The organism is Pseudomonas sp. S3_B08, assembly GCF_054667725.1.
Genome location: NZ_CP162750.1, coordinates 1,752,947 through 1,771,674 on the forward strand (window position 1 = coordinate 1,752,947; position 18,728 = coordinate 1,771,674).

16 protein-coding genes are annotated in these 18,728 nt (G+C 58.6%); 4 read left to right on the plus strand and 12 right to left on the minus strand.

Annotated elements, in window-relative coordinates; genetic code table 11:
• Nucleotides 1-250 precede the first annotated feature (250 nt).
• The 3 genes from gnd to AB4N73_RS08090 are packed head-to-tail and all read left to right on the plus strand — an operon-like array spanning nucleotide 251 to nucleotide 3,569.
• Entirely contained in the window at nucleotides 251-1,231 is a 981-nt protein-coding gene (gene gnd, locus AB4N73_RS08080) for a phosphogluconate dehydrogenase (NAD(+)-dependent, decarboxylating) (protein ID WP_095179978.1), read from the plus strand.
• On the plus strand, nucleotides 1,228-2,751 hold the full coding sequence (zwf, locus tag AB4N73_RS08085; RefSeq protein ID WP_256809779.1) for a glucose-6-phosphate dehydrogenase: 1,524 nt from the start codon (nucleotides 1,228-1,230) through the stop codon (nucleotides 2,749-2,751). The genes gnd and zwf overlap by 4 nt, the downstream gene beginning before the upstream one ends.
• Nucleotides 2,748-3,569 (plus strand): HAD family hydrolase, encoded by an 822-nt coding sequence (locus AB4N73_RS08090; RefSeq protein ID WP_256809780.1) that lies wholly within the window; start codon nucleotides 2,748-2,750, stop codon nucleotides 3,567-3,569. Before zwf ends, AB4N73_RS08090 begins: the two co-directional genes overlap by 4 nt.
• 160 nt (nucleotides 3,570-3,729) lie before the next feature.
• Here AB4N73_RS08090 and nhaB read toward each other — a convergent pair whose 3' ends face one another.
• The 3 genes from nhaB to AB4N73_RS08105 all read right to left on the minus strand — a co-directional run bounded on the left by nhaB (nucleotide 3,730) and on the right by AB4N73_RS08105 (nucleotide 7,151).
• Nucleotides 3,730-5,232: a sodium/proton antiporter NhaB gene (gene nhaB, locus AB4N73_RS08095; RefSeq protein ID WP_056785902.1), complete on the minus strand. Its 1,503-nt coding sequence runs from the start codon at nucleotides 5,230-5,232 to the stop codon at nucleotides 3,730-3,732.
• 98 nt (nucleotides 5,233-5,330) lie between these two features.
• Nucleotides 5,331-6,620 (minus strand): NHL repeat-containing protein, encoded by a 1,290-nt coding sequence (locus tag AB4N73_RS08100; RefSeq protein ID WP_256809781.1) that lies wholly within the window; start codon nucleotides 6,618-6,620, stop codon nucleotides 5,331-5,333.
• 264 nt (nucleotides 6,621-6,884) lie between these two features.
• A complete protein-coding gene (locus AB4N73_RS08105) occupies nucleotides 6,885-7,151 on the minus strand; it encodes a hypothetical protein (protein ID WP_095179983.1) in 267 nt (88 codons plus the stop codon).
• 522 nt (nucleotides 7,152-7,673) lie between these two features.
• Here AB4N73_RS08105 and AB4N73_RS08110 point away from each other — a divergent pair.
• The gene (locus AB4N73_RS08110) at nucleotides 7,674-8,999 is read left to right on the plus strand and encodes a sigma-54 dependent transcriptional regulator (protein ID WP_041479695.1); all 1,326 of its coding nucleotides are present in this window, start codon (nucleotides 7,674-7,676) and stop codon (nucleotides 8,997-8,999) included.
• 42 nt (nucleotides 9,000-9,041) lie between these two features.
• Here AB4N73_RS08110 and AB4N73_RS08115 read toward each other — a convergent pair whose 3' ends face one another.
• The 9 genes from AB4N73_RS08115 to pnuC all read right to left on the minus strand — a co-directional run bounded on the left by AB4N73_RS08115 (nucleotide 9,042) and on the right by pnuC (nucleotide 17,877).
• A complete protein-coding gene (locus tag AB4N73_RS08115; protein WP_256809782.1) occupies nucleotides 9,042-11,252 on the minus strand; it encodes a hypothetical protein in 2,211 nt (736 codons plus the stop codon).
• A gap of 222 nt (nucleotides 11,253-11,474) precedes the next feature.
• A complete protein-coding gene (locus AB4N73_RS08120; RefSeq protein ID WP_056785917.1) occupies nucleotides 11,475-12,791 on the minus strand; it encodes a hypothetical protein in 1,317 nt (438 codons plus the stop codon).
• A 45-nt stretch (nucleotides 12,792-12,836) separates the two neighbouring features.
• Nucleotides 12,837-13,583: a hypothetical protein gene (locus AB4N73_RS08125; protein ID WP_041479693.1), complete on the minus strand. Its 747-nt coding sequence runs from the start codon at nucleotides 13,581-13,583 to the stop codon at nucleotides 12,837-12,839.
• Between the two features lie 43 nt (nucleotides 13,584-13,626).
• Nucleotides 13,627-14,307 carry a C39 family peptidase gene (locus AB4N73_RS08130; protein WP_024012915.1) on the minus strand — a complete coding sequence of 227 codons (681 nt, stop codon included), beginning with the start codon at nucleotides 14,305-14,307 and terminating at the stop codon, nucleotides 13,627-13,629.
• Between the two features lie 64 nt (nucleotides 14,308-14,371).
• The gene (locus AB4N73_RS08135) at nucleotides 14,372-15,364 is read right to left on the minus strand and encodes a heme utilization protein (RefSeq protein WP_150635355.1); all 993 of its coding nucleotides are present in this window, start codon (nucleotides 15,362-15,364) and stop codon (nucleotides 14,372-14,374) included.
• Between the two features lie 73 nt (nucleotides 15,365-15,437).
• Nucleotides 15,438-16,010, minus strand: coding sequence for a hypothetical protein (locus tag AB4N73_RS08140; protein WP_041479691.1), 573 nt, complete (start codon nucleotides 16,008-16,010; stop codon nucleotides 15,438-15,440).
• Between the two features lies 1 nt (nucleotide 16,011).
• A complete protein-coding gene (locus AB4N73_RS08145) occupies nucleotides 16,012-16,461 on the minus strand; it encodes a hypothetical protein (RefSeq protein ID WP_041479690.1) in 450 nt (149 codons plus the stop codon).
• A gap of 331 nt (nucleotides 16,462-16,792) precedes the next feature.
• Nucleotides 16,793-17,317 (minus strand): AAA family ATPase, encoded by a 525-nt coding sequence (locus AB4N73_RS08150; protein WP_460143223.1) that lies wholly within the window; start codon nucleotides 17,315-17,317, stop codon nucleotides 16,793-16,795.
• Nucleotides 17,314-17,877 carry a nicotinamide riboside transporter PnuC gene (pnuC, locus tag AB4N73_RS08155; protein ID WP_460143224.1) on the minus strand — a complete coding sequence of 188 codons (564 nt, stop codon included), beginning with the start codon at nucleotides 17,875-17,877 and terminating at the stop codon, nucleotides 17,314-17,316. The genes AB4N73_RS08150 and pnuC overlap by 4 nt, the downstream gene beginning before the upstream one ends.
• Nucleotides 17,878-18,728: the final 851 nt, after the last annotated feature.

An 18,728-nucleotide genomic window follows, 5' to 3' on the forward strand; every position in this document is an offset into this window, starting at 1 on the left:
CAACTGTAAGTCACTCCTCGTTTTGAGGCGCTTGACTTACTATCGGCGCCAATTTTGATTTCTTTTGCCCTGGAAGGGAACTTTTTTATTTTTCATGGTCGGTGTGTCTTCGGCAGGATTCGGGGCGTTATCACTCTGGATCGGGCACAATGCCCGGAAACTTCATCGCAACGCTCTGGACTAACCTCCATCAGTCGCGTTGGGCTATAACCAATGACACACATTTATTTGTAGTAAGGAGCATCAGCACATGCAACTCGGGATTATTGGACTGGGCCGCATGGGCGGCAATATTGCGCGACGTCTGATGCTCAACGGGCACACCACCGTTGTTTACGACCGCAATACCGCTTTCATCGATAACCTGGTCGCCGAGGGCTCCACCGGCGTCGCCGACTTGCCAGCACTGGTTGCCGGCCTCGACAAGCCGCGTGCTGTCTGGGTCATGCTGCCGGCTGGCGCGCCGACCGAAGACACCATCAACACCCTGAGCGAACTGCTCGAACCCGGCGATACCATCATCGACGGCGGCAACACCAACTACAAGGATGACATTCGCCGGGCCAAAACCCTGAACGACAAGGGCCTGCACTACATCGACGTCGGCACCTCCGGCGGCGTCTGGGGCCTGGAACGCGGTTATTGCATGATGATCGGTGGCGATGCCGAAACCGTGCAGCGTCTCGATCCGCTGTTCGCCGCACTGGCGCCGGGCATGGGCGACATTCCGCGCACCAAGGATCGCAAGTCCGATGACCACCGTGCCGAGCACGGTTACATCCACGCCGGTCCCGCCGGCGCCGGGCACTTCGTGAAGATGATTCACAACGGCATCGAGTACGGCATGATGGCCGCGTTCGCCGAGGGCTTCGATATTCTCAAGACCAAATCCAGCGAACGCCTGCCGGAAGATCAGCGATTTGATCTGAACGTGGCCGATATCGCTGAAGTCTGGCGTCGTGGCAGCGTGGTGTCGTCGTGGTTGCTTGACCTGACTGCCGACGCACTGGCCAGCGATCCGAAGCTCGACGGTTTCTCCGGTTCCGTGGCTGACAGCGGCGAAGGCCAATGGACCATCGAAGCGGCCATGGAGCAAGCAGTGCCAGTACCGGTGCTGTCCAACTCGCTGTTCTCCCGTTACCGCTCGCGCGGGCAGGGCACCTTCGGTGACAAGATCCTGTCGGCACAACGCTTCGGCTTCGGCGGCCACGTGGAGACCGCGAAAAAATGACCCGTACGATCCGCAGAAAATCCAAGGCAGAACCCGCACCACCGACCACGCTGTTCCTGTTCGGTGCCCACGGCGACCTGGTCAAGCGCCTGCTCATGCCGGCGCTGTACAACCTCAGTCGCGACGGCCTGCTCGACGACAATCTGCGGATCGTCGGCGTTGATCACAACGCCATTACCGATGAAGCCTTTGCGCAGAAGCTCGAAGACTTCATCCGTACCGAAGTGGCGGCGAAGGTCGGCAAGGGCGATCAGATGCTTGATCCGGTCTTGTGGGCCAAGCTCGCCAAAGGCATCAGCTACGTCCAGGGCGATTTCCTGGACGACAACACCTATTCAGCGCTGGCGGCGAAAATCGCCGACAGCGGTACCGGCAATGCGGTGTTCTACCTGGCCACCGCGCCGCGTTTCTTCAGCGAAGTAGTGCGCCGCCTCGGCAGCGCCGGTTTGCTTGAAGAAACCCCCGAAGCGTTCAGAAGAGTGGTGATCGAGAAGCCGTTCGGCTCCGACCTGCACACCGCCGAATCCCTGAACGCTTGCCTGCTCAAGGTCATGAGCGAGAAGCAGATCTACCGGATCGACCATTACCTGGGCAAGGAAACCGTGCAGAACATCCTGGTCAGCCGGTTCTCCAACAGCCTGTTCGAAGCGTTCTGGAACAATCATTACATCGACCACGTGCAGATCACCGCGGCGGAAACCGTCGGTGTGGAAACCCGTGGCAGCTTTTACGAACACACCGGCGCACTGCGCGACATGGTGCCCAATCACCTGTTCCAGCTGTTGGCCATGGTCGCCATGGAACCTCCCGCTGCTTTCGGCGCTGACGCGGTGCGCGGCGAGAAAGCCAAAGTGGTCGGGGCGATTCGTCCCTGGTCGACAGAGGAGGCCCGGGCCAACTCGGTGCGCGGCCAGTACAGCGCCGGCGAGCGCGATGGCCAGCCATTGAAGGGTTATCGCGAAGAAGCCAACGTGTCGCCCGACAGCACCACGGAAACCTACGTAGCGCTCAAGGTGATGATCGATAACTGGCGCTGGGTCGGCGTGCCGTTCTATCTGCGCACCGGCAAGCGCATGAGCGTGCGCGACACAGAGATCGTCATCTGCTTCAAACCGGCGCCGTACGCGCAGTTCCGCGACACCGAAGTCGACGAGTTGCAGCCGACTTACCTGCGCATCCAGATCCAGCCAAACGAAGGCATGTGGTTCGACTTGCTGGCCAAGCGCCCGGGGCCGGCGCTGAACATGGCCAATATCGAACTGGGTTTTGCGTATAAGGATTTCTTCGAGATGCAGCCTTCCACCGGCTACGAAACCTTGATCTACGACTGCCTGACCGGTGATCAGACGCTGTTCCAGCGTGCCGACAACATCGAGAACGGTTGGCGAGCCGTGCAGCCTTTCCTTGATGCCTGGCAGCAGGATGCGAGCGTCGAGACGTATGCGGCCGGCGAAGATGGCCCGCAAGCAGCCGAAGATCTCCTGACTCGCGATGGTCGCGTCTGGCATGGTCTCGGATGAGTGATTTGCCGAAACAACCCATACGTTTTCTGCTCAGCGACATGGACGGCACGCTGTTGCTGCCGGATCACACGCTGAACCAACGCACCATCGACGCCGTGCGCTCGCTGCGCGATGCCGGCGTGCTGTTCAGCCTCGCCAGCGGCCGTCCGCCGAAAGCCATGTTGCAGCAGATCGAGGCGCTAGGCGTTGATCTGCCGACAGCGGCGTTCAATGGCGGCACCATCGTCAAAGCGGACGGCACGCTGTTGGCCGCGCATTATTTGCCGGCGACGACCGCGCTGATTGCTCTGGCGCAGTTTGCCGATCAACCGGAGGTGGAAATCTGGGTGTTCAGCGGTGGCGACTGGCTGCTCAAGGACCCGCACGGGCCGATGGTCCCACGTGAACAGAGTGGCCTCGGCTATCCGCCGGTGGTGGTCGAGAGTTTTGAACCGTATCTGGAGCGCATCGACAAGATCGTCGCTACCAGCAACAACACTGAGTTGCTGATTGAGCTGGAGGCGCAGTTGTTGCCCAAGGTCAACGGCATGGCGCAAGTGTCGCGCTCGCAGCCGGTGTATCTCGACGTTACGGCGCTTGAGGCCAACAAAGGCACGGCATTGACGACCATCGCCGAATACCTCGGCGTGCCGCTGGAGCAAACCGCTGTCATCGGCGACGGCGGCAACGACCCGGCGATGTTCAAATGCGCTGGCTTTTCGATTGCCATGGGCCAGGCGGAAGAGGCGGTGAAGCACCAGGCTGATGTCGTTACAGCGCCAAACACTGAAGACGGCGTCGTCCTGGCGATCGAAAAATACATCCTCCCGCACTGACCCAACACCAAAACCAATGTGGGAGCGAGCCTGCTCGCGAAGGCGGTGTGTCATTCAACAGATTCGTTGCCTGACACGACCTCTTCGCGAGCAGGCTCGCTCCCACAGGTTTTCGCGGCGCGTGCAAACCCCGGTAACCCACAGGTTTATTCAGTGTTGCTTAGAGCCAATAGCTCACCGCATACCAGCCCAGCAGTCCCATCACCACGGTATACGGCACCGCCATCCACACCATGCGCCCGTACGACAAACGCACCAGCGGTGCAATCGCCGAGGTCAGCAGGAACAGAAACGCTGCCTGACCATTAGGGGTCGCCACGCTCGGCAGGTTGGTGCCGGTATTGATCGCAATCGCCAATGTCTCGAAGTGCTCGCGAGTCATGTGCCCGGCGAGAAAAGCCTGTTTCACTTCGGTAATGTAAATGGTCGCAACGAATACGTTGTCGCTGATCGCCGAGAGCAAGCCGTTGGCGATGAACAACATGCCCGGCTGTTGATCCATCGGCAGCGCCAAGACCCACTCGATCAGTGGGACGAACAGATGCTGATCGTGAATGACCGCCACCACGGCAAAAAACACCACCAGCAGTGCAGTAAACGGCATGGCGTCCTTGAACGCGCTGCCCAGACGATGCTCGTCGGTGATCCCGGTAAACGCGGTGATCAACACGATTACCATCAACCCGATCAGGCCAACTTCAGCCAAGTGAAACGCCAGGCATCCAATCAGGATAAGCGCCGCCGCCCCTTGCACCAGCAGCGCCGCCGTCTGACGAGGCGTGCGTTTGGCGTTGTCCTCGGCGGCGTAGTTGGCCAACACGGCGCGGACGTTGTCTGGCAGCAGCGTGCCGTATCCGAACCAGCGCAGCTTCTCCAGCAGCACGCAAGTGACCAGACCCGCCGCCAGTACCGGCAGCGACACCGGGGCTACCTTCTGGAAGAACTCGCCGAAATGCCAGCCCATCTCATGGCCGATCAACAGGTTCTGCGGCTCACCGACCAAGGTGCAAACCCCACCGAGCGCTGTGCCGACCGCTCCGTGCATCAACAGGCTGCGCAGGAAAGCGCGGAATTGATTCAAGTCCTCATGGTGTCGCGACGGTAAATGCTGATCGTCAGCGAATTCGCTGTCCTTGCGTGGATCATTGCCCGACGCGACGCGGTGATACACCGAGTAAAAGCCGACAGCCGCACTGATGATCACCGCCGTCACGGTCAGCGCATCCAGAAACGCAGAGAGGAACGCTGACAAGAAGCAGAACATCAGCGCCAGAATCGCTTTCGAGCGCACGCCCAACAGGAGCCGCGAGAAGAGAAACAGCAGCAGATCTTTCATGAAGTAGATGCCGGCAACCATGAACATCAGCAGCAGGATCACCGGAAAGTTGTGCAGCAACTCATCGTAAAGCGCTTGCGGCGTGGTCATCTTCAACAGCAACGCTTCAATCAACAGCAGGCCGCCAGGCATCAACGGATAACACTTGAGGGCCATGGCCAGGGTGAAGATGAATTCGATCACCAGCAACCAGCCTGCGGCGACCGGCCCGACGGTGAACAGCACCACGGCGTTGAGAATGAGAAAACCGACGATGGTCGCCTTGTACCAGCGTGGCGATTGCCCGAGGAAGTTGTGCGCGAACGCCTGGGCGATTGAACCGGACATCGGCTGCTCCTTTTATTTAGAAGCGCGAAAGTTGCCGGATGTTTCAGGGAAGATCAAGTCGCCGATAACCTCGATCCTCATGTCGGCTGTTGAATGCTCTATGGATTCAGATAACGCGCAACCATTGCCCGGTAGTTGCCATCCAGCGAATAGCCACCTACCACAATCGCCCCGTCAGTATGTACGGTCAGTGAATTGGCGGTATCGAGACTTCGCCCCAGTCGCGTGCGCAACCAGCCATGGCCCTCACCGAACGCTGGATCAAGGCTGCCATCGAGTTGATAGCGCGCCACCATGAAGTCAGCTTCGACTCCGCCGATGGTCGCGCCCACGGCGACGATGCGGCCGTCGCTCATTTGCTGGGCGGCGTTCCATTGGCATCCGCTGGGGCCGATGTCCAACACCTGTGGCTGGCCATGATGACAGTGCAGGTCCGGTCGACCGTTGGCGTGCAGGACAAACGTCAAACAGCGGATTGGATCGCGGCTGCTGCCGAAGCAATAAAGCCTGTCGTCGGACTCAATAATCTGGCTGACCTGAGCGCTGTTGCCGTGAGCCTTGAAGGCCATGAAGCCATCGACGGCGAAGCGCTCGTCCAGGCTGCCATCGGGCCGATACACCGCCAGCAGGCCTTGCTGAGGAAAGTCGATGGAACCTGCGACGACGATGCGCCCATCCTCCTTCAACAACAGCGTGCTCAGCCAGGTATTGAGCAGCAGGTGGCGGACCACTACAAATCCGCGTCCGTTGAATGATTCGTCGAGAAATCCATCGGGTTGCAGGCGGATCAATATGCCGGCGTGGTCGGCAAGGCTGAAATGATGGTTGGCGATCAGTAGAATACGGCCGTCTTCCTGCACCACAAAGTCACAGGCTTCGACGCCCGGCACGCCCGGCGGCAACCAGTTGTCGCGGGTGCCCATGGACAGCTCGCCGGGCAGTCGCACCACCTGGAAACCGTCATCGCCGAAGAATCGGTCTGGCTGGCCGTTGGCATCGAACAGGGCGAGGGCGGGCAGGGTGCGTTGGGTATTTTCATAATGCAGGCCGGCCAGCAGAATCTTGCCGTCGGCTAACACCTGAACCTTGCCGGCCTTGGCTTCGAAACCCTCGACGAAACTGCCGATCACGCTGCCCTGAAAGCCGAACGACAAATCCGCCGAACCATCGGCCAGCAGCCGCGCGAGGCCAAAACGACTCCCCTTGGATGTACCGACCTTGGCGGCGACCAGAATCCGACCCTGTGCATCGAGCGTGACATGTTGGGTCTGGCTGGACAAACTGCCGGCAAAGTACACCTGCGCAACACCGCCAATGGCGAATGTCGGGTCGAGCGAACCGGGGGCGGTCCATGCAGTAGGCAGCGCGTAAGGGCTCAGGGTGGACATGCACGCGTCTCCTTGTGCCTGAGCCGATACCCAGTGGTTGGGAGGCTGACTGCACGAGCGAAACATTCAATCCCTGAACCGCGAGAAGTACAACTGGGGGAACTAACAGAAGGACGGTCGCACTGTGCCAGAACAGTGTCTTGTTGAACCACTCGCAAGCGAGCCAAGTACTTTGGATGAAACTGCGCTGCAAGTACGTTGCTTATTTGACTACGCATACAACAAGGGCGGATGACTTTAACGTCATCCGCCCTTGTTCGGTAATCAGTGTGGCATCGACCACGATTGCAGTGTGTGGCCGTCTTCGCTGAGCTCAGCGCGGGCCTGCTGCAGCAGTTGTTCGAGTTGCGCCGGGTCAGAGTAGGCGCTGCTCGGGATCTGTTTGCGACCGATGTGGGAGTTGGTGCGGTCGACGACGGTCAGGCTCAGTTCGCCATTGCCGTCTTGTGGCGCCCAGGCCACGCATTGAAAAGGCTTGAACGCGTGGTTGGCAATCAAAAGAGCTTCGTTGATACGCAGCGGGGCAGTCATGGGGTCTTCTCTCTATTGGCGCCCAATCAAATGATGTGCCGTCGGTTGGGCTTACCGTGCGGCGGGTTACTTGTACTGATGCACGCAACCGGGGGGCGGGTCACACGTGAAACAAAGAAATTTCAGATTCTTTACATAACGTAAGTTCGTTTCGTTAATCCTGCACATGTCCGAACACCGCGCTGAATTCACCCCTCACGCCAGCCACTCCCCGAGGAGAGGGAGCCGAGTTGTGGGCCTTTCAAACTCGAGTTCGGCTCGGTCTTTCAGATCGGCTGACCTCGCGTAAACACCTCGGTCAGTTCCCTCTCCCTCGGGAGAGGGCTAGGGTGAGGGGCCGCTCTTTGATTCACGGCAAATAGTCGATAGCTAACTAACAACCAACTTTCTTATAACTCTTTTAATACCCAGCCTATAAGCAATCGGTACAAGCCCCCGTCAAAATCTTGCTAGTGTTACAACCGGGTCTGCCAAATGACTGTTTTTACGATCATTTATCAAATTTGGCGCCAAGGAACAGTCATGAGCGAAGCGCCTGCATCGAGACGTTTACTGGTGGTCGATCCCTGCGACGACTGTTATCGCCTGTTGCCCGGATTGCGCGCTGTGGGTTGGGATGTCGACAGTTGTAATCTGGAAAACGCCGCATCCCGGGCCTGCGATGTCGGCCTGCTGCGTTTGCAGCCCTACCACCTGGAACGACCCGAAGCCGTCAAAGAGCTGATCAGCCGCAGCGGCACCGAGTGGATCGCCGTGCTCAATCAGGAAGTCCTGCGCTTGCAGAACGTAGGTGACTTCGTCTGTGAATGGTTTTTCGATTTCCACACCTTGCCCTTCGACGTTTCCCGCGTACAGGTCACCCTCGGCCGCGCCTTCGGCATGGCACGCCTGCGCGGGCAGGGTACGATTCATGTCGATCAGCCGGAGCACGAACTGCTCGGCGACAGCAAACCGATCCGCGAACTGCGCAAACTCCTTAGCAAACTGGCCCCGACCGAATCGCCCGTGCTGATTCGCGGCGAAAGCGGCACCGGCAAGGAACTCGTCGCGCGCACCTTGCACCGCCAATCCCAGCGCCACAACAAACCGTTCGTAGCGATCAACTGCGGGGCGATCCCAGAGCATTTGATTCAGTCCGAATTGTTTGGCCACGAAAAGGGCGCGTTCACCGGCGCACACCAGCGCAAGGTCGGACGCATCGAAGCGGCCAATGGCGGCACGTTGTTCCTCGACGAAATCGGCGACCTGCCGCTGGAATTGCAGGCCAACCTCCTGCGTTTTCTGCAGGAAAAGCATATTGAACGGGTAGGGGGCAGTCAGCCGATACCGGTGGATGTGCGCGTGTTGGCCGCAACCCACGTTGACCTGGAAGCAGCAATCGAGAAGAAGCGCTTTCGTGAAGACCTTTATTACCGGCTGAACGTCCTGCAAGTGGTGACCGCGCCGTTGCGTGAACGTCATGGCGATCTATCGATGCTGGCCAACCATTTCTCGCACTTCTACAGCCATGAAACCGGGCGCCGACCAAGAAGCTTCAGCGAAGACGCGCTGATTGCCATGGGCAAGCACGACTGGCCGGGCAATGTGCGCGAGCTGGCTAACCGGGTCAGGCGTGGGTTGGTGTTGGCCGAAGGCCGCCAGATCGAGGCGCGGGATTTAGGGTTGATCAGTCAGCATTCCATCGCCACGCCGATGGGCACGCTGGAGGATTATAAGACGCGGGCGGAACGGCAGGCGTTGTGTGATGTGTTGAACCGGCACAGTGATAATTTGAGTGTGGCCGCGAAAGTTTTAGGGGTTTCGCGGCCTACGTTTTATCGGTTGTTGCATAAGCATCAGATTAGGTGAGCGTTACGGTTTAATCTTCATAATTAAAATTTTAAATACTAATCATAGTTTTCTCAGTCGTAGATTTTTGATAGAGAAAATGTGTGTGGGGCTGTACGCAGAATAACTCAGCATCAAAGTTCCCGGCGTAGAAGACTTCGCAGAGTAAAAGCGTACGACTGTGGTCTGCCATATTTCGCTTTTAGCGACCTGTTCGTAATGCTCTTCGACGCCATTTTGAAAAAGTCGAATGTCTAATGGAGTTGAAGACCTGTGATCAAGGCTGAATTCAAATGGAGAGTCCGTCTCGATCCCTTGAAAGCACTTGCTAAGCCATGTGTTGGGATGGTACGAGGGGTTACTGATTGATTCTAAAAAATACTCGTTATCAGCAAGCGTAATCTTTGATGGTATCTGATAATTGGATAATGCCCAATGATTCCAGTCATAGCCATCAAACGTAGTCAAATCATCCAACCCAGCCTTGACCCCATAACTCCTCACCCGACACGCCACCGCGTCACTCTCAACCGCCCCCGCATGCAATCCCACCTTCAATACAACAGCCAACTTCGAATCAGCCTTACACCCGCGCAACCACTCCACCTCAGCCAAATAATCAAGCCCCCCTACCTGATCATGCGCCGCCCCGACAAACTGCTCCTTGACGCGCTCTCCACCACTCGTGAACGTCTCCACATACCTTAACCAGATCGGTAATCCCGCCTGCTGAAATGGCCAAGCCTCACACAAAACCTTCGTGTCATCGTTGAGCATTCCAACATCCAGCACCTCACCATCAAAACCCTCAAGTTTCGGCATCGGCATGCTCGATTGCAGCAACTCGCCAATCAACAACGTCACGCTCTGCACAGGCGTCGGCTGGCCATTGACGATCAAGTTGTATTTCAATTCCACACTGCGCTGCAGATTTGCCCCGGTGATAGAAGAATCGATATCGAATTGCACTTTCGACTGTCCCGCCACCGGCTTGTGCTGGGGAGGCACTGAGCCGGCGCCGGGTCTGCCGGCGATTTCCAGTTGCACTTCGTGATTGGCGCCAAACGTCGAAGTGTCAAACACCACGGTAAATCCGCTTTGATGCAGATTCGGGTTCAGCCTGTAATCGGGCGCCTGCACAACCGTTGGCGGTTTCAACTGACTGGCTTCGCCGGTGACCGCGATCACAATGTCATTGGAGGGGCGCGCAGGTGCGCCGGCGCGCAGCAGCTGAAAGCCGACCTTGGCCGAACCGTTGACGATCGCTGTGATCTTGTCGTTCGGGATCGGGAAGTCGTGATGGCCGGGCACGCTGTCGACAGTTTTTTCCAGCGGGCCGACGGTCACGGGCTGTCCTCCAGACGTCGTGCCGGACCAGGTCAGGACGACCTTGTCACCAGCCTGGTAGTCGGGGCCTGTGAAGTAAACCCGGGCAGCGGCGTCGCTCGTGCCCAGTACCTTCAGGTCGATGGTGGTGACGTTCTGGCCGTTGACCCAGATCGTCGGCGCCGGCAAGCGATTGTTCAGATCCACCGAGACGTAAGTGATTTTCGCCCACCGTGCCTTCGGATCCGGCAGATTACCCACCCGGTCGACGACCTGATAGCTCACTTCGATATTGTTGCCGTTGCCTTGCGCCCTGATGACGTCCTCGGTGAAGGTAGCGAAGATCGGATGGTTGACCGGATCGTCGATTTGCTCTCTGGTGACCGGGTAGTACGTCACCACCTGATCACCCCAACGGCACCGAAGGGTGTCGAAGATGGCGATGTTCTCATAGGGTACGATGTTCATGCGGATTCCCCGCCGGGCCAAATCCTCATTCACGCCATTGGACGGATCCGGACTAAGCGTATAGATCAGGCCGGAGTTGCCTTCTTCGCTGTCGCTGTCGGTGCCACCTGGTTGTGTGAGTTGGACCCACACACGCCGTACCGGCTCGGAGCTAACCGGGTCCTGACCCAAGCGCTGTACGGTGTAAACGATCAGTGCTTCGCCATTGGTGACTTGACCCTTGGGGACTTTGAATTCGAGCCGCTTATTCAAGTTGCTTTCATCGACCGGAATTGTCCCAACTTCGACGCCATCAAAATACATTTTACAGTTGTCATACATCGCCATCCCTACCCACGGATCTACGATGATCAGCAAATCATTTTCGACGGTCTCGAGCGAAATGCCACCGTCGTAGCCCCCATCCTTCAAAACGGCCTGTTTCAAAACAAAGGGTGGATTCAGAGCGAGAATGCGGTTTTCATCCGGCGTCTGGTTCATGTCGATGCTCCGTTACGGCCTGTTGCAAGGTGCGAGGCGCTGGAGTCATGTAAGCGGATTCAGCGGTAGGGCGCACCTGTCAGATCTGACAGGTGCGGACGTATTTCCGATAAGTGGTCGCGAGTTGCACCAGCAGCGAAAAGCCGACAGATCAAAGGATCGCAGCCTTCGGCAGCGCCTACACGAACTGTAGGCGCTGCCGAAGGCTGCGATCTTTTGCTTTTAGAAGTAATACGGGAATTTCAGGCTGAACGAGAAGTCCGGCGCATCATCGGTCATGCCGATCGACAAGTTCGGCACGATCGTCAGGTTGTCGGTGGCCGCAATGGTCATGCCGACGTTGAAGTAACCGGCGTTGGCATCACTGGACACCACCGATTCCCAATCGCCGCCGTCCTGTTTCAGCTTGCTTTTGCGTTGCACCAGGTCGGAGACCGAGAACGACATACTCATCTTCTCGTTGAGCGCGAAGGCGATACCGGCACCGATCTGGAAGCTGTCGCCGATGCGCACCTTGCCCGGGTTTTTCTGGTTGACCGTGGAACTGATGTCGTCGAACGACTCCTCGAGGTTGTGGGTGTAGGAGAGGCTGCCGAACAGCACCGCCGGGTCAAACGTCTTGACCAGCGAGATACCCGGCGTGATCGACCAGACGCCGTTGCCGGTGGGCAGGGTGTCGGGGACGAACAGGTTGGAGTTGGCGTCGGTCTGGCGCAGTTTGATGCCGAACGGGTCTTTGCCGGTCGGCGCCTTGACGCGCAAGGTGACGACGGCGTCCGGGGTGTTGACCGATTCGTCGAGGAACTTGTAGGCGATACCGAAGTTGACGTCGCCGATGGTTGGATCCTTGGTGACGGTTTCTTCTGTTGTTACGCCAGCCGCGCCCTCGTTGCCGCCGCCGGATTGATACGTCGACTCGCGATAGATCACCGGCACGTTCAGGTCGAACTGCCAGCGGTTATCGAAGTTGTAGCGGCCGGTGAGGTCCAGGGTCCAGGTGTCGGCCTTGATCCGGTCGAGGTTGATGTTGCCCAAAAAGATCGAATCCAGCGCGAGGAACCCGTTCAGGATCAACTGACGGGTGTCGTAGCGTGAATAGGTCAGGCCGGTTTCCACGCTGAACTTGCCGCCGCCAAAGAAACCGCTGGCTTCGTCATACAGGTTGGAAACGCTCTGCGCCGGTTGTGAATCATCGGCCAGCGATTGGCCATAGGAAGCGCCACTGCCCCCGGCGGCGCCTCCCGATGCAGCGGCCGCACCGGTGCCTGTGGCGGCTCCGGCGGCGACGCGATTGCCTTTCATGTCGGACGGCGATTTCGCCAGTCGTTTTGGCGGTGGGGCCGCGGGTGTTTCTTCTACCTGGCGGACCCGTTGTTCAAGTACCGCCAGCGCTTGTTGTTGTTGTTCGTATCGTTGTCTCAGTTCCAGAAGTTCCCGTTTCAGGGCTTCTACATCGGCGTCGGGTGCTGCTTGCAGCATTGCCGCCGGGAGAAGGGTACTCAAACACACTGCGGCACGCAGTGATACTGATCGATACATGAATAAGCCGTCCCTTTAAGCCCAATGATCGAGACTCAGCGTAGTTCAATATCCGATATTGCGTAGGGCCCCGAGTTGGGTCAGGTTGCAATCCAGTGCACCGGCGCTTCTGCCGTTATTGTTCAGTACGACGTTGAGTTGCGTAAGGTTGTTGACCACGTTGGCGCTGCCCAGCAATCGGGTGTTCTGCAGCAGCCCGCCCTGGGCGACTTGTTGCAGTGCCGTGCCTTGATTGCCGCTGGCCTGAATGGCCATTTGCACGCCACCGCCATTGGCTGAAACCGCGACACTGCCGGCGCCGTTGCTGCCAGTAATGGTTTGTCCGGCGATAAGGGCCTGGCCTTGCGATGGCACCAGTGCCGGGGCCTGACTGGCTTCGCTGACGTTGATCGCGACGTTGTTGTTGGCGGTGTTGCCATCGCCGGCGGCGCGTACGCTTTGCGTCACACCCTGGCTGCTGTTGAGGCCGGCGCCACCGATTACGCTGCCGGTGCCTGCGGTGAGGGCGCTGCCGTTGCCCGACTCCTTGATGGTCGAGACGTAGAATTCCGGTTTGACGGTTGCGGCCTGGATCTGCATCGAGGTCGCGGCCCCAATCAAGTCGCCGCTGGCGTTGCGCCAGGTGCTGCTCATGACAATGCCGAAGCTGATGATCCGCCCCGGCATGACGTACCGACCGCGCAGCTCGGCGAGCTCCTGGTCCTTGATTTCGATGGGTTTGAATCCGGCATGGGCTAAACCTGACGCACTCGCTGCCAGGCAGGCGGCGGCCAGCCAGTATGAGCTTTTCATCTGCTGCTCCCGGGACATCCAGTCCCATTCTCTAACTCGGCGATTAAAAGAAGTCGCTCTGAATGAACCCGAAATCCATCAATTCCGCATCTTTGACCGGGTTGAAACTGTCCAGCGAGTTCTTCGCCGTCAGCGGCACGGGAGGGCTGCGCAAGGCGTTGGCCTTGTCGTAACCGGGGCCGACGATGGCAAAGACAATGCCGTTCCAACCTTTGACAAAGTCGTCGTGCTTGTAGCGCTTGTGGCCGAGAACCGGGTCACCGATGTAGACCCAATCCTTGTCCGAACGCTGCAGGACGACGAAATGCTTGTAACCACGAATGTCCATCAGAACCACCACCGGAATGGTCACCGCTTCGAGTTTCTCGGGCGGGATCCGGTAGCCACGGGCACGCATGCCGATGCTTTCTACGTAGCGCTTCATGTCGAGCATGGAGAAACCCTGGGTTCGCACCAGGTCCTGGTCAGCGTTGACCAGCATGCCTTTGATGATGTGCTCCTCATCGACGTCGAGCCAATAGGCCTGGCGCAGGACCGTCGCCAGTGCAGCAGCGCCGCAGCTGAAGTCGGTTTTCTGTTCGACGATGTCGGCAAACTTGCGCTCACGAATGCTTTGCACATCCTTGTAGACCAGCACGCCACCCGGCAGGGCAGCGACGGGCATCTGGGCCGCCTGAGTCAGGCCGCACAGACAAAGCAGAGCGAGGAGGGCAGGAGTCCGCATGATCGAATACGCCTTGTGGAACCGAGGAAAAGCCCCGTTGCCGGGGCTTTCGTTTCGATCGCGATTACATGCAGGCTTTGCAACCTGCGGCGATGGACAGCGAGTTGCTTTGTTGGTTGCCCACACCCGCCGAGACGTTGGCTCCGCCGTTGCCGGAGAAGTTGTTCATCGAGTTGGTCATGTTGGCGTTGTTGACGACAGGAGTTTTCCAGCCATCTTTGGTCAACACTTGTTGGGTGGTGACGCCAGCGAGGCCAAAAGTACCCACGGCTTCGAACTTGGCTTTCTGATCATCGTTGCCGCCATGGCCGCCGCCACGGTTACCCCAACCACCATGGTCGTTGTCGTCTTCGATGGTCGCAGTGCCTTTGGCTTTGAACACGCCAGCGGCTGCATAAGTACCGGTAAGGGTGTCGGTTTTGTAAGCCTGCACGCCTTTGTTTTCCACGACCAGGCCAGTCGAGGACTGGTTGGCAGAGGCGGCAGCCTGCGCTACACGACCACCGGAAACGGCGATGGCGAGGTTGTTTTTCTGTTGGTTGAAGTTGCCGGCGGTCACGTTGATGCCGATGTTGCCGGAACCGTTGTTGCCAGTATTGGTGAGGTTGGCGTTGTTGAAGGTGGAAGAGTTTTTCACATAGTTGTTGGTGTTCACCTGAGTCGCGCTCGAGGCGGCAACAGCATTGCCGAAGATGAAGCTTTCGTCAGCGGTGGCCAGTGCAGCAGCGTTGTCCTGCTGGTTGCCGTCGCCGCCCGCCACGTTGGCACCCATGTTGCCGTTGGAGCCGTTGAGCGAGTCGCTGGCATTGGCGTTGTTCAGGGTGCCCTGGTTTTTCACCACGTTGCCGTCGCTGTTTTGTGCGTCAAGTACAGCGGCGCCGGCGCCTGCGGTGATCTGCAGCAGTTGTTCAAGATTCGGACCTTGTGGCTGGCCGTGACCATTGCCGTGCCCGTTACCATGACCGTTGTTGTCACCACGGCCGCCAGCCTGTGCTGCCATTGCCATCACTGCTGCGAGTGCGAAAACCAGTGGTTTGAGAGCCATTGTAGGTTTCATGGTTGTTTCTCCGTCGTGCTTATTAGTTGGTTAAGTGTTGGGACTTTTCTAATTGCACTGCTTTTTGTTTGGGTCAGTCTGCGACCCGGATGCTCAGGGTGTTAGCCATGCGGTTCCCCACCCCGGCACTCTGGTTCACCTGGATTACCCCGCGGCTGCCGGTGAAGGCCTGATCACTTGTCGTGACCTGGCGACTGCCGATTGAGGTACCAGTTGCTCCTGAGCTCGGTAAAAACGCCACGTTCTGTTGTGAAAGGGCGCTGTCGTCAACGCTCTGCGGGCCGGCACTGATGCTGACGCGCGTGACGTTGGCCATTTGGTTGTTGGCACCGGCGCCCTGGTTCACACCGAGGATGCCGTTGCCATTGCTGAAAGAGTTGCCGCCGATGTTGGCGCTCGCGTCGATGGCGCGGCTGGCGGGCGTGTCGATGGTCTGCCTGACGCTGGTGGTGGCATGGGCTTCGGTGCCGATGGCAATCGCCTTGGTGTTGGCTTGTTGCATCTGGTCACCGGCAGCCTGGTTGACATTGAAGTTGCCGCGATACTGAGCGCCGGAATCCTGAATGTTTGCCTTGTTGACTGAAGCCGAATCGGCCATGGCGCTGGTGCAGCCGAGCAGGGCGAGAAGCAGCAGGGTGCGATTCATGTCATTGGCCTCCGGCCATACGAGTCAGAGGCGCCAGCCCGGTGCTCATCGCCCGGTTGACGGTATTGGAGATCGAGGCGCCAGAACCACCGCCGCTGCCAGTGCGCATACCGGGCAGGCCGTTCTGATTGGTCAGGGTGTTCATGCCGGGCAGGTTGGAGCTTGGCGTGGTCATGTTGCCGCGAATCGATGAGCCGCTGGCGACGCTGGCGAAATCACCGTCAGTGAGTTCGGTACTGCTGAGGGTCTGGTTGATCCGCGCCGAAGGGTTGGCGTTGACCGTGGTCGGATAGGGGTCTTTGCCGCCATTGCGCCCGATCGCGATGGGTTGAACGTCGCGGTTGAGGACGATCACGCCGTTGCCTTCAGCCTGGGCGCTGACGCTGATCAAAGCGCTGGCGGCTGATCCGATCAGCAGGAGGCAGGTCAGGCCTTTATTGAAATTCCCCACGGCTGCAATTCCTTCTTCAGTGGGCTGGGTTATTCAGCGTTGTGAAGAAGAGAGCGAAAGCTGTGCCGGTTTTGAATTATCGTTTTATTTCAACGACTTACATGCTTTGGGAAGTTCCCTGTTGCGGGCACTGTTTCAGCGCTGAGACACAGGGCGGATCGCTTGCGGGGCAATGGGCGCCGAAAAGCTCTGGAACAAGGGTTTGCGCCGAGGTGTTTCATCGGCGTAACAGATCACGTGACGCAATGATGAATGACGCTTGGGCGGGGCCTTTGCGCGGTCGGGAGTGTTTCAAAAACGGACAGTTTTGCGTTAAAAGCCGCCGGGCGGCTTATCTGGACAGCAAACGCTCGACCGCCGCAAAGGCTTGTGTCTGGCGCTCGGCCCAATTTCCTTCGATCACTTGCAACGGCTGTTGGTGCTGGATCAGCCAAACGCGGGTGGCTTCGTAGAACGTCAAGCGATCCGCAAGATCCGGTTGGCAGCGCTGGCCGTCTTCGGTCCAGTCGATCTGTTGTGGGGACAACAGCAGGTGCAGGTCGTAATGGCGCGCCAGTAACTCGGTTTCCAGCCAGTCCGGGCAGGCGCCAAACAAAGTCTGGCTCCAGAGGATGTTGCTGAGCAGGTGGGTGTCGAGAATCAGCAGTGGGGGCTGTTTCGCGCGCGCCTGATCTTCCCATTGCAACTGGCCCTGGGCGATATCAGGGATATCCGCAAGGCAAGTGTCGCGTGGGTTGTCTTCGATGAACCGACGAACATATTCATCAACGCGCACGCCGCCGAAACGCTGCTCCAGCCCTGCCGCCAGCCAACTCTTGCCGGTGGATTCCGGGCCAGTCAGAACGACGACTTTCATGTGCGCAACGCCGGATCGGCGCGCCATTCCCGCCAGCCTTGCACCGCGAGCAAGGTAAACAGCGCGTAGAGCGCGGCGGTCAGGTACAGGCCTTTGTAGATGAACAAGCCGACAAAGATCACATCGAGGACGAACCACAGCGGCCAGCATTGCAGACGTTTTTGCGCCATCCACAGTTGCGCGACCAGACTGAAACCGGTGAGCGCGGCATCGAGCCACGGCTGTGCGGCGTCGGTCCAGTGCGCCATCGCCGCGCCCAGCAACACACTGCCGATCGCCCCAACGCCGAGGCCGAGCACCATCGAGCGTGCATCGAGGCGGGTAACCTGGCGACCGTCATGCATCGTCCCGGCGCGGGTCCACTGCCACCAGCCGTAGATCTGCAGCGCGGCGTAGATCACTTGCAGCAACATGTCCGAATACAGCTTCACCTCAAAGAAGATCCAGCTGTAGAGCAACACCATGACCAGCCCGATCGGCCAGCACCACGGATTCTGCTTGACCGTCAGCCACACGGCGATGACACCGAGGGCAGCGGCAAACAGTTCAAGCCCGGACATGAGTGATCCTTGGGGGAGTTGAGAAGGGGGCGGATTGTACTGCATTAGTCAGGTCAAAAGCCCCTCACCCTAACCCTCTCCCGGAGGGGAGAGGGAACTGACCGCGTTGTTTGGTCGAGGTACGCCGACTTGGAATAACGCGTCGAACGCAGATCATGAAAAGCGCAGTGATCTGCGATCAAAAGCCCCTCACCCTAACCCTCTCCCGGAGGGAGAGGGAACTGACCGCGTTGTTTGGTCGAGGTACGCCGACCTGGAATAACGCGTCGAACGCAGATCATGAAAAGCGCAGTGATCTGCGATCAAAAGCCCCTCACTCTGACCCTCTCCCGGAGGGAGAGGGAACTGACCGCGTTGTTTGGTCGAGGTACGCCGACCTGAAATAACGCGTCGAACGCAGATCATGAAAAGCGCAGTGATCTGCGATCAAAAGCCCCTCACCCTAACCCTCTCCCGGAGGGAGAGGGAGCTGATCGCGTTGTTTGGTCGAGGTACGCCGACCTGGAATAACGCGTCGAACGCAGATCATGAAACGCCCAGTGATCTGCGACCAAAAGTCCCCTCACCCTAACCCTCTCCCGGAGGGAGAGGGAACTGAGCGCGTTGTTTGGTCGAGGTACGCCGACCTGGAATAACGCGTCGAACGCAGATCATGAAACGCCCAGTGATCTGCGATCAAAAGCCCCTCACCCTAACCCTCTCCCGGAGGGGAGAGGGAACTGACCGCGTTGTTTGGTCGAGGTACGCCGACCTGGAATATCGCGTCGAACGCAGATCATGAAAAGCGCAGTGATCTGCGATCAAAAGCCCCTCACCCTAACCCTCTCCCGGAGGGGAGAGGGAACTGACCG